This is a genomic window from Pedobacter terrae, assembly GCF_036946585.1.
Lineage (GTDB): Bacteria > Bacteroidota > Bacteroidia > Sphingobacteriales > Sphingobacteriaceae > Pedobacter > Pedobacter terrae_C.
In genome coordinates this window covers 21,184-31,996 of sequence record NZ_JAQIIV010000023.1, presented here as the reverse complement: position 1 = coordinate 31,996, position 10,813 = coordinate 21,184, and the positions used below count along the sequence as shown (strand labels likewise).

General features: G+C 36.1%; 12 protein-coding genes. 7 read left to right on the top strand and 5 right to left on the bottom strand.

The features are described from left to right. Window positions 1-17 precede the first annotated feature (17 nt). A complete protein-coding gene (locus PGN18_RS20515; RefSeq protein ID WP_335321444.1) occupies window positions 18-1,214 on the bottom strand; it encodes a pyridoxal phosphate-dependent aminotransferase in 1,197 nt (398 codons plus the stop codon). Window positions 1,215-1,327: 113 nt separating this feature from the next. On the opposite strand from PGN18_RS20515, the gene PGN18_RS20510 reads away from it, so the two are divergent. The 3 genes from PGN18_RS20510 to bioA are packed head-to-tail and all read left to right on the top strand — an operon-like array spanning window position 1,328 to window position 4,058. Then, entirely contained in the window at window positions 1,328-2,302 is a 975-nt protein-coding gene (locus PGN18_RS20510; RefSeq protein ID WP_335321443.1) for a cation diffusion facilitator family transporter, read from the top strand. Further along, window positions 2,299-2,751: an NUDIX domain-containing protein gene (locus tag PGN18_RS20505; protein ID WP_335321442.1), complete on the top strand. Its 453-nt coding sequence runs from the start codon at window positions 2,299-2,301 to the stop codon at window positions 2,749-2,751. The genes PGN18_RS20510 and PGN18_RS20505 overlap by 4 nt, the downstream gene beginning before the upstream one ends. 14 nt (window positions 2,752-2,765) lie before the next feature. Next, window positions 2,766-4,058: an adenosylmethionine--8-amino-7-oxononanoate transaminase gene (gene bioA, locus PGN18_RS20500; RefSeq protein WP_335321441.1), complete on the top strand. Its 1,293-nt coding sequence runs from the start codon at window positions 2,766-2,768 to the stop codon at window positions 4,056-4,058. A 53-nt stretch (window positions 4,059-4,111) separates the two neighbouring features. Here the strand turns inward: bioA and PGN18_RS20495 are convergent, their stop codons facing one another. The 4 genes from PGN18_RS20495 to PGN18_RS20480 all read right to left on the bottom strand — a co-directional run bounded on the left by PGN18_RS20495 (window position 4,112) and on the right by PGN18_RS20480 (window position 7,420). Beyond that, window positions 4,112-4,528, bottom strand: a complete 417-nt coding sequence (locus tag PGN18_RS20495; RefSeq protein ID WP_335321440.1) for a VOC family protein — start codon at window positions 4,526-4,528, stop codon at window positions 4,112-4,114. Between the two features lie 394 nt (window positions 4,529-4,922). After that, complete coding sequence (locus PGN18_RS20490; protein ID WP_335321439.1) at window positions 4,923-6,296, bottom strand: exonuclease domain-containing protein; 1,374 nt, start codon at window positions 6,294-6,296, stop codon at window positions 4,923-4,925. A gap of 127 nt (window positions 6,297-6,423) precedes the next feature. Beyond that, entirely contained in the window at window positions 6,424-7,053 is a 630-nt protein-coding gene (locus tag PGN18_RS20485; protein WP_335321438.1) for a hypothetical protein, read from the bottom strand. A 13-nt stretch (window positions 7,054-7,066) separates the two neighbouring features. Continuing rightward, complete coding sequence (locus PGN18_RS20480; RefSeq protein ID WP_335321488.1) at window positions 7,067-7,420, bottom strand: response regulator; 354 nt, start codon at window positions 7,418-7,420, stop codon at window positions 7,067-7,069. A gap of 470 nt (window positions 7,421-7,890) precedes the next feature. Here PGN18_RS20480 and PGN18_RS20475 point away from each other — a divergent pair, with 470 nt between their 5' ends. From PGN18_RS20475 to idi, 4 genes are all read left to right on the top strand, one after another. Further along, window positions 7,891-8,166: a hypothetical protein gene (locus PGN18_RS20475; protein ID WP_335321437.1), complete on the top strand. Its 276-nt coding sequence runs from the start codon at window positions 7,891-7,893 to the stop codon at window positions 8,164-8,166. A 297-nt stretch (window positions 8,167-8,463) separates the two neighbouring features. Beyond that, entirely contained in the window at window positions 8,464-9,357 is an 894-nt protein-coding gene (locus PGN18_RS20470; RefSeq protein ID WP_335321436.1) for a MerR family transcriptional regulator, read from the top strand. Beyond that, window positions 9,354-10,190 carry a phytoene/squalene synthase family protein gene (locus PGN18_RS20465; protein WP_335321435.1) on the top strand — a complete coding sequence of 279 codons (837 nt, stop codon included), beginning with the start codon at window positions 9,354-9,356 and terminating at the stop codon, window positions 10,188-10,190. The genes PGN18_RS20470 and PGN18_RS20465 overlap by 4 nt, the downstream gene beginning before the upstream one ends. Further along, window positions 10,191-10,733, top strand: coding sequence for an isopentenyl-diphosphate Delta-isomerase (gene idi, locus PGN18_RS20460; RefSeq protein ID WP_335321434.1), 543 nt, complete (start codon window positions 10,191-10,193; stop codon window positions 10,731-10,733). Window positions 10,734-10,813: the final 80 nt, after the last annotated feature.

The window sequence follows — 10,813 nt, the reverse complement described above, 5'->3', positions numbered from 1 at the left end:
CTAAAATTTCAAATTAATTAGGATAATTTGCTTAAAGCTTCCTTAATTCTTCTTAAGGCTTCAACCAAACTTTCGTCTGATGCGGCATAAGATAAACGGATGTAGTTATTGTTTCCAAAAGAATCACCACCTACAGTTGCTACGTGACCTACGTTTAATAGATATAAAGCTAAGTCTGAAGAATCTTTAATTACATTTCCATCGGCATCTTTTTTTCCAAAGAAAGAACTGATTTCAGGAAAAAAGTAAAAAGCTCCATCGGGAAGATTTGTTTTTACCCCCGGAATTTCGTTTAACAAATTGTAAACCAATTCTCTGCGGCGCAAAAATGCTTCTTTCATTTCCAGAACGCTAGCTAAACCTTGCTCATAAGCCACAATTCCGGCTCTTTGGGCAATAGAACATGTACCAGAGGTTGTCTGTCCCTGCAACTTATCATTAGCAGCAGCAATTTCTTTGCTTGCTGCAATATAACCTAATCTCCAACCTGTCATGGCAAAAGCCTTAGAAAATCCGTTCACAATAATTACACGGTCTTTAATACTATCAAACTGCGCAATAGATTCGTGTTTATCTACAAAGTTGATGTGCTCATAAATCTCATCAGAAAGGATATAAATGTTGGGATGTTTTTCAAAAACAGCTACCAATGCTGCCAATTCTTCTTTGCTGTAAACCGAACCCGTTGGGTTACATGGCGAAGAAAACATAAATAATTTCGATTTTGGCGTAATGGCAGCTTCTAACTGCGCAGGTGTAATCTTAAAATCACTTTCAATATCCGTATCAATAAAAACTGATTTCCCTTCTGCAAGGGTCACCATCTCCGAGTAAGAAACCCAATAAGGCGTTGGTATAATTACCTCATCTTCTGGATCAATTAAGGTAAGGATCACATTTGATAAAGATTGTTTTGCACCTGTTGAAACAACAATCTGCGAAATATCATAATCGAGGTTGTTTTCCGTTTTCAGTTTATTAACAATGGCCTGGCGAAGGTCTGGGTAGCCCGGTACTGGCGAATAACGGGTATAATTTTCGTCTAAGGCCTGTTTAGCAGCATTTTTAACATGGTCTGGTGTATTAAAGTCAGGTTCACCGACACTTAAACTGATGATATTGACACCCTTTGATGCTAGCTCGCGACCAAGTTTAGTCATTTTAAGGGTTGCTGATTCTGATAGGCTGTTGATTCTTTTAGATAAGGTGCTCATGGTTAATTACTTTGAGCGCAAATATATAAACCAAATATTATTCTGCACTAAAAAAGACATAGTTTTTCTCATTTAATTTATTCGATAAGCGTATTTTTGAAAAAAATATTCGTGTGTCGGTAAAAAAGAAAGCCATAATAATTTCACTGGTAGTGAGCGTGGTGCTGATGTTGGCTAAGTTTGTTGCGTATTTTATTACCGGTTCTAACGCGATCTTAACCGATGCGGCAGAAAGCATTGTAAACGTAATTGCCGGGAGTTTCGCCTTTTATAGCATTTATCTAAGTACGCAGCCGCGGGACGAAAATCACCCATATGGCCACGGAAAAGTTGAGTTTTTCTCTGCTTTTGTTGAGGGGATCCTAATTTTGATTGCGGGGGTGGTGATTATTTTTAAATCATCATACAACCTTATTTATCCGCATGTGGTGGGCGAGTTATTAACCGGAACACTAATTATTGGTATTACCGGGTTAATTAATATGATTGTAGGATTGTACCTGATCAATGTTGGCAAAGATCAACATTCCATTACTTTGGAAGCTGACGGCCGGCACTTACTTACCGATACTTATACAAGTGTAGCTATTGTGGTAGGCTTGATCTTGATTCAACTGACAAATATAATTTGGTTGGATAGCTTTCTATCAGTTCTGGTAGGTTTTTATATCATTTATTCGGGTTATCGGCTTACGCGGGGTTCAGTGGGGGGACTAATGGACGAGAGCGATTTTACATTGGTTGAAGAAGTCGTAGAGGTTTTGCAAAAAAACCGGCATAATCCATGGATTGATGTTCATAACCTGCGCACGCAGCAATATGGACCTGAATTTCATATCGATTGCCATGTAACATTGCCTTATTATTTCGATTTGAATAAAGTTCACCGGGAAATTTCTCAAATTGATGATTTGATTAATTCAAATGGTGTGCGTAAGGCTGAGCTGTTTATCCATGCCGATCCTTGTTTGCCTGAATGTTGCCATTATTGCCACATGAGCGAATGTCCGGTTAGGGCAGAGGCTTTTAAGAAAGAGATCATTTGGACACCCGAAATAGTCATCAAAAATAAAAAACATTTCGAATGAGCTACTTTAATGTCCGCGTTTACGGACTCCTGATTAACCACGATATTGAGGTTTTAGTGAGTGACGAACAAGAATATGGAATCCGTTTCAGTAAATTTCCAGGCGGCGGTTTGGAATTGGGCGAAGGTTTGATTGATGGGCTAAAACGTGAGTTTATGGAAGAATGTGAAGCCGAAATAGAGGTGTTATCGCATTTTTACACCACGGATTTTTACGAAAAATCATCGTTTAACGATAGCCAGGTGATTAGTGTATATTATCTGGTTAAAGAAAAAGCACCCCTGCAATTGGCTTTTAAAGATAAGATTTACGATTTCGATGGAGAGGGCGATATCCTTCAGGCTTTCAGATGGGTAAAAATTGAAGATTTAAATATCGAAGATATCACCTTTAAAACAGATAAAACTGTAGCTGAATTGCTAAAAAATCAATATTTGAATAAACTGTAATTTATATGTCTGATATGTCTAGAACCGAAGCGTTCAATACAAAACAGAGCTTAGCTGAACGTGATAAAAAGGTCATCTGGCATCCTTACACCCAAATGAAAAATGCCTTGCCACATATTCCGATTGTCAGGGGAGAGGGCGTGTATGTTTTTGATGAAAATGGAAAAAGGTATATTGATGCGGTTTCATCCTGGTGGGTAAATATTCATGGTCATGCACACCCTCATATTGCAGAAAAGGTAGCCGAGCAGCTCAATGTACTTGAACATGTAATTTTTGCAGGTTTTACGCATGAGCCTGCTGTATTGCTTGCAGAAAGGCTACTAACCATATTACCGGGAAAACAAGATAAAGTTTTTTATACGGACAATGGATCGACAGCGGTTGAAGTAGCCTTAAAAATGTGCCTGCAGTTTTGGGATAATAAAGGAAAACCCAAAACCCGCATTCTGGCTTTTAAAAATGCTTATCATGGTGATACTTTTGGCGCCATGTCGGTAAGTGGACGTAGTATTTTTACCGACGCTTTTAATAGTTTATTGTTTGATGTCGATTTCATAGATCTGCCTAATGAAGACAATATTTCACATCTTACGGCTTACATCTCAGATCTTACCGATACCGCCTGTTTTATTTTCGAACCTTTAATTTTAGGTTCGGGCGGTATGCTGATGTATAAAGCGAAATACCTTGATAAACTAATTGCTGCCTGTAAGCAAGCAGGTGTTTTAATCATTGCGGATGAGGTGATGACTGGATTTGGCCGGACAGGTAGCTACTTTGCATGTGATCAGCTTAGCAACAAGCCAGATATTATTTGTTTAAGTAAAGGTTTAACAGGCGGAACTATGCCCTTGGGAATTACTGCCTGTACCCGTGAAATATTTGACGCTTTTTTAAGTGATGATAAATTAAAAACACTTTACCACGGACATTCTTTTACTGCAAACCCAATTGCCTGTGTTGCTTCTTTAGCAAGTTTAGATATTTTATTGCAGGATGAAACAATGGCCAATATCAAAAGAGTAGAGGCCAAACACGCTTTATTTTTAGGTGAGATTAAAGCGCATCCTAAAGTTAAAGCAATAAGGCAAACAGGTACTATTATTGCTATTGAGTGGGAAACAGGTAATGAGACGTCTTATTTAAGTAATCTTCGTAATCTGTTGTATACCTACTTTTTAGAAAAAGGAATTATATTAAGGCCACTTGGAAACATTATTTATATTCTTGCTCCTTACATTATCAGTGATGAAGATCTTGATTACATCTATATAGCTATCAAATCGGCTTTAGAAGAAGTGTAACTGTTTTAGGTCGCAGCATGGCGCTACGACCTATTATTTTCTATTAATGGGCACTAACCCAAGGGCATTTTGCTTATATCCATGTAAAGAATATTCCACCTCTGACCATCCAGATCAATAAAACCACAGCCATACATCCAGCCATCCTTATAACCGGGCTCGCTATAGAGTGTTCCACCGGCAGCCACCACTTTTTCAGCAAGGTTATCTACTTCTTCCGGACTTTCTGCATCGAAAGAAAATAATACTTCGCTACCACTACGTTTATCGGAAATGCTGGTTCCTACAAAACTTTCATACAAATCCTCTTCGAAGAGCATAATCACCAAATTGCTTTCCCCTACTAACAAACAGGCCGAATCTTCACGAGCACCGTATTGCAGATTGAGCGTAAAACCAAGTTGCGTAAAAAATGCTTTAGATTTATCAATGTCTTTTACCGGAAGGTTGATCCAAAGTGATTTTGTCATAACGTTTTATATTTATAAAAGTAAAGATAGGGAACGGGTAGTGAAGTTGACCTTGCTAAAAAAGAAAAATTGTAGGGGGATTTGAGACAATTGATCTGAATATTTTTCTGAAAGTTTTGCAGATGCTACATTACAACAAGAAAGCGTAAGTGTCCAGCCTTGGTTGTCCCATGAACCGGTGGCCGGCCATATCCTTTTCGAATTAAAATCGCAGAAAACGGACTGATCAATTGCTGATAATTTAACTATTACCTGCATTTTTTGATATTCAACGTAGCAAAGAATTTATGATTTACCCGGAAGGAAGTTTTGTCGAAATGGGGTAGTTCTACGACCTCATCAAGGAAAGGCAGTGATTAGTAAAAGGTTAATGAATTCATTAATATAAAAAATGTTACAATTTATACAATTTCTGCGGGTATTGTTCTGCGTAATTCAGAATTAAATTTAGGATGTAGCTATTTGACTGGTATGTAGATAAATCATTTTTAATCGGTGCCAGTCCATCAGATAGGTAATTTTTATCAGTAAAATAACCCATTCCATAAAACTTGCCGTTTTCCACCACCAAACAGCTGAATTCATCTTCTTCTCTGCCATCATCTACCAATGCAAAGCTAGGTTGCTGATTTTGAATGTCAATTAGTGCCGCATTTAATTTTTTATTGTAAACGCTAACCGTTTCTATTCCGCTGCACGCACCAAAACATTGGCCGTTTTCATGCGCATAACATTTAGTTGCTGTTTTTTGCAAGTAGCAGAGCTTTGCACAAAGCTGATACTTATCAATTAATTGATTTAAAAAATTATAACCTTCCAGTAAGCTATTAAAGCTTTGCAGGGCATTGTTGTTTTTTTTATGTTTATCTATTGCTAAACGTAAATAACCATTTTGATCTTCAAAAACATATAAATCATATTTATGCTCATAACGTTTCATTGCGCGGTTGTTTTCAGGCCATAGACGTTTAATTTCATTGGCTTCTAAAATCAATGCCATCAGTTCCGTACCACAAGTAACATAGTCAACATGATGGATATTTCGTAAAAAATCCTGACGTTGCCGGTTGGGGGTATTACCGGTGAAGTGACTGGTGACGCGTTTTTTTAAATTTTTAGCTTTTCCAACGTAAATAATTTTGCCTTTACTATCTTTAAAATAATATACACCAGGTCGGTCAGGCAATCTCAAAATGGATGCTTTATCCAAATGCGGGGGCAAAACCTGTTCTTTTGATGTTTTTTTCAGCATTTCGGCTATTAGGCCCTCCTGATCATATTCCAGTAATAAATTGAATAAGATACTGGTTGCATCCGCATCACCTGCGGCCCGGTGCCGGTTTTGAATCGGTATCTGCAAGACCGTACAAAGTTTTCCTAAACTATATGATGATTTACCAGGGATCAGTTTTCTGCTCAACCTAACTGTACACAGCTTTTTGCATTGTAAATCATATCCGGAAGCCGCTAAGTGATGTTTTAAAAAAGAATAATCGAAGTTGACATTGTGTGCCACAAAAACCTTATCATTTAAGAGTTGATAAATTTGTAAAGCAACATCATCAAAAGTGGGGGCATTTACCAACATGCTATCATCAATACCAGTAAGCGCTGTAATATAAATGGGTATCGGTTGCTTAGGATTAATCAGCGTAGTATAAGTTTCAACGATTTGGTTACCATCATGAATGTTAATGGCAACTTCAGTAATACCATTTGCCGAGGCATGACCACCAGTGGTCTCAATATCTACAACTGCGTATAACATTAAAATTAATTTAAACTACAAATTTATGCTAAAATAATTAGTATAAAAATTATTTTGACTATTTCTTTAGCATAAAAAAAGCGGTTACCTATTTAACGTAACCGCTTCCATAATTTGTATATTACTGTTATTTGAGTTTGTTAAGCAATTTGCTTAAATTAGGTTTAATACCCACAGAAATGGGTACCGTATTAAAAGTCCTGTTCTGGATCTTACTAAAACCATACATGTAACTGGCCTCTACAAATAAATTGGCACCTCCTATATTATACTCAATGCCGGCACCTCCTTCAGCAATTCCTAAACCATTAGATTTGTTGTCCTGTATAACCTGTAAGCTTGATGAGTTAACTGTAACTTGAGGGGTAAGGATAAATCCACCACCTGCGCCAGCAAAACCATAAAATGCCCATTTGTTCACAATTTTACGATATCCTAAGGCGATGTTTAATAAATAGGTGGTCGCTCTTCCTTTTTGCAAAGTATAAGCGTAGCCTGCATCCGGCGTAATCTGATTAAAAGTGAAAGCATGTAAACTTACTTTTGGATAAAGGAATAAACCCCTATCGCCTAAGCCTAAATTTAAACCTAATGAGGTTGAAAATTTGGGCTTAAAATAATCCGAGGTTTCTCCAACGGGAAATGCAAATCCAATTCCACTCATTGAATAGAGTTTATCTGGCCTGTTTTGTGCCATGATTCTGGCTGAGGCCATGGCCATTAGCAGTAGAAGAGTTGTTAGTAGTTGTAGTTTCATATTTAAATTTTTTTTAGTTTTCCATTAAAGCACCTACTTTTCTTAGTAAATCTGCGATGTTAAAAGGTTTTTCCAAATAATCATCAGGATGATACTTTTGCGATGTGATATAACTTTCATCGTATCTCGCCGATGCCATGATAATAGGAATGCCAGCTGTTTCAGGATTTAACCTTAACTCTTTAAATACGGCACGTCCATCCATTCCATTCAACATAATGTCCAGAATAATCAGATTAGGCCTGAAATCTCTAATGGTTTTAAAAATATACCTTGGGGAAAGCAATGGGTAAACCTTATAATGTTCAGTTTCTAATACTTCCTGGAAAACTTCTAATACGTCTGGATCATCATCCACAACCAACACTCTTTTCAAAACAGATCAATCAATTATTAATAAATTAGCTAAACCTAATACAAAGTTTTAGGCTTAATGTTTCAATTCCTGATGAAAATGTAAAACAGTTGGTGATAACAGGTAATGAAAACTGAAAGTATGTTATTCAGAATGAGTTATTCCTTGAATAATTATTTTGAATCAATTTGCAGACAGATTTATTACAAGTGTTTGAACTACAATGCAACTTGTTTATATTTTTATAATTTAGTTTAATCATATCAATAACTTACCTGCCAAATAAAAAACTGCTACACGAATAATTTAATTATTAAGAAAAAACAAATTTACAGGCCATAGGGTTAATACATTAGAGATTAACCAACAAATATCATATTAAATCATTGAATGATAATATATTATATTTCGTAACGTATTTATTAATAGCCTATATTTAATATCCAGATCAATTATACCTCACGATCTAAAACAACATTCCTATGAAAAACAGCATCCGCACAGCAAACAGATTAAACGTATCCATTACAAAAAAGGTTATTGAACTGCAGGAGCAAGGTTATGACTGTGATTTTCTACTACTGGCCAATGGTAATTTATTATGTATGCAAACCAATAGAAATTATCCAATGAGTACCGTAGCTATTAAGCAGAGAGAACATGGTTATGACTTCTTTAGCCATTCTTATAAACATGTACATACCATAGAAACCGGTAATGGAGAAAGGGGTGTATTGCTTACAGAAAAAGCTTTTTAGTCTATTTTTTCTTCTGTTTTAATTCTTGAAAGTAACTTATGGCTTAGAATTTCATAAGGTATTTAAATATAATTTGAATTGGTGGAATGTTTGTAATAGATGTAAAGATAGTATGACTTCAACGGCAGAAAAAAATCCGAAAATTCAAATTACTTCATTCTTCGTTTTGTTTGTAGGAATTAGATGATCTTTTACGCTAAATTAGATAAGACTTTAGCTTTGGTAAATTAGTATATTTAATAAAAAACTTTTTCATCTGCTTTTTGTTTAAGTTTTATTGAATATATTTAAACAAAAATGACTTATTCTATTGCAGATCTTGAGCAGCTTTCGGGCATCCATTCTCATACCATCAGGATCTGGGAGCAACGTTACAATGCGCTAAGTCCATTGCGATCTGAAGGTAACACACGTTTATATGATGATCAACAGCTTAGAAAACTATTAAATATTGTAAGTTTAAATAAAAGCGGCTTAAAAATTTCTAAAATATGCAGCCTTTCAGATGGCGAAATAGATGAGCTTCTTGATCGGCAGTTCAGTTATTCTGCTGGCGACAGACAAGATGACTATTATGTTGCTCAACTGATCAAATACGGACTGGCTTTTGACGAACAAACCTTTAATCAATTAATTGATCGAAGCATCAATCAGATTGGACTTTCTAACTGTTACCGGAAAATCATTTATCCATTATTGTTACGTTTGGGTTTGATGTGGCGAAAAGATGATATCTGCCCTGCACACGAACATTTTTTATCCAATATCATCCGCCAGAAAATATTTAGCCATATCAATAACCTTCCATTAAGAGAGGATTATGGACAAAGTTGGTTGCTTTTTTTGCCTGAAGATGAGGACCATGACATCGGACTGCTTTTTGCCAGTTACATGCTTAGGATAAAACACCATCACGTTATTTTTTTAGGCAGCAAAGTTCCGCTCGATTCGATTAAGCGGATATTTTCAGCCTTGAATGTAGGCCATGTGATGTTTTTTATGATAAAATCCAGATTACCATCAGTTGCCCAACAATACATAGATCAACTGTCTGAAATATGCTCAACCGCAAAAATTCATCTCGCAGGAAACAGTGAGATTATTAGTAAGCTTAGCCATATCGATCACATCAACTGGATTAAAACGCTTGATGAATTTGAAAAAACAATAGAATCACCCTCTTATACATGAAAGAACTCTTTGATCAATTATCTGGCAATTGTAGCCGGCTCACCACTAAGTTGTATAGCACCAGCTTTTCTTATGGTATCTATTTTCTTGGCAAAGAAATACGCCAGCCCATACATGCTATTTACGGCTTTGTACGTTTAGCAGACGAAATTGTAGATAGCTTTCATCAATATGACAAGAAATTTTTACTGGAAAAATTTAAGGAGGATACTTTTGAAGCCATTAACCTGGGCATTAGTTTAAATCCGATTTTAAATTCATTTCAAAAGGTTGTTAATCAGTATCAGATAGACGAAGAATTAATTACTCTTTTTCTTAGAAGCATGGAGATGGACCTTTCCACACAAAAATATACACCCGAACTTTATAACGATTATATTTTAGGTTCGGCAGAGGTAGTAGGATTGATGTGCTTAAAAGTTTTTACACATGGAGGCGATGTAGATTATGAGTACCTGAAACCTTATGCTATGAAATTAGGTTCTGCATTTCAAAAAGTCAATTTTTTAAGGGACGTTAAAGCTGATCATCAAACGCTTAGCCGAAATTATTTTCCTAACGTTAACTTAGCCGTATTTTGCGATCAGCAAAAACAAGAAATTGAAAAGGAGATTGAAAATGAATTTGCTATTGCATTAACAGGTATTAAACTATTGCCTGCTACTTCCAGGAATGGAGTGTACCTGTCTTATATCTATTATAAAAAATTATTTGTGAAGATCAAACGCTTAAGTGCGGAAAAGATCATGACTGAACGGATCAGGATTTCGAACACCCATAAAGTTGGTTTAATGTTTGATTCCATTATACGCAATAAGTTAAATGTTATATAGATGGAAGAGCAAGTTATTCTGGTAGATGAGGAGGATGTGCCGAAAGGGCAGATGGACAAAATGGAGGCACACGAGAAGGGTTTATTGCACCGTGCCTTTTCGGTTTTTATCTTTAATTCTAAACGTGAATTGTTACTTCAGCAAAGAGCGCTGAGTAAATATCATTCTAGGGGTTTATGGACAAATACCTGTTGTAGCCATCAACGTATAGGAGAAAGTAACATGCAGGCAGCTAAAAGAAGGTTGATGGAGGAAATGGGGCTGGAATGTGAATTAAACTTTCTGTTTAAATTCACCTATAAAGCGATATTTGAGAATGGCTTAACAGAGCATGAAATAGACCATGTTTTTTTTGGTATGAGTGATCAATTACCCGTGATCAATCATGAAGAAGTAGAAAGTTTCAAATATGTAGATCTGGAAGCTTTGGTAAAAGATATCGAGCATAATCCTGAAGCGTATACACCTTGGTTGAGGATCTGTTTGGATGAAGTAATTTCATATGCATCAACAGCCAACATAAAAAACGGGCATACAGCCTAAGCCATATACCCGTATCTAAATTAACGCTCTCGAGGACAAATATAGGGCAAGTTTTGAAAAATCCAACAAATTATTTTAAA

Excerpts from the sequence above, each read along its gene's own strand:
- bioA (WP_335321441.1), top strand. The coding sequence starts at position 2,766 with ATGTCTAGAACCGAAGCGTTCAATACAAAACAGAGCTTAGCTGAACGT.
- PGN18_RS20475 (WP_335321437.1), top strand. The coding sequence starts at position 7,891 with ATGAAAAACAGCATCCGCACAGCAAACAGATTAAACGTATCCATTACA.
- PGN18_RS20490 (WP_335321439.1), bottom strand. The coding sequence starts at position 6,296 with ATGTTATACGCAGTTGTAGATATTGAGACCACTGGTGGTCATGCCTCG.
- PGN18_RS20515 (WP_335321444.1), bottom strand. The coding sequence starts at position 1,214 with ATGAGCACCTTATCTAAAAGAATCAACAGCCTATCAGAATCAGCAACC.
- PGN18_RS20465 (WP_335321435.1), top strand. The coding sequence starts at position 9,354 with ATGAAAGAACTCTTTGATCAATTATCTGGCAATTGTAGCCGGCTCACC.
- PGN18_RS20505 (WP_335321442.1), top strand. The coding sequence starts at position 2,299 with ATGAGCTACTTTAATGTCCGCGTTTACGGACTCCTGATTAACCACGAT.
- PGN18_RS20495 (WP_335321440.1), bottom strand. The coding sequence starts at position 4,528 with ATGACAAAATCACTTTGGATCAACCTTCCGGTAAAAGACATTGATAAA.
- idi (WP_335321434.1), top strand. The coding sequence starts at position 10,191 with ATGGAAGAGCAAGTTATTCTGGTAGATGAGGAGGATGTGCCGAAAGGG.
- PGN18_RS20485 (WP_335321438.1), bottom strand. The coding sequence starts at position 7,053 with ATGAAACTACAACTACTAACAACTCTTCTACTGCTAATGGCCATGGCC.
- PGN18_RS20470 (WP_335321436.1), top strand. The coding sequence starts at position 8,464 with ATGACTTATTCTATTGCAGATCTTGAGCAGCTTTCGGGCATCCATTCT.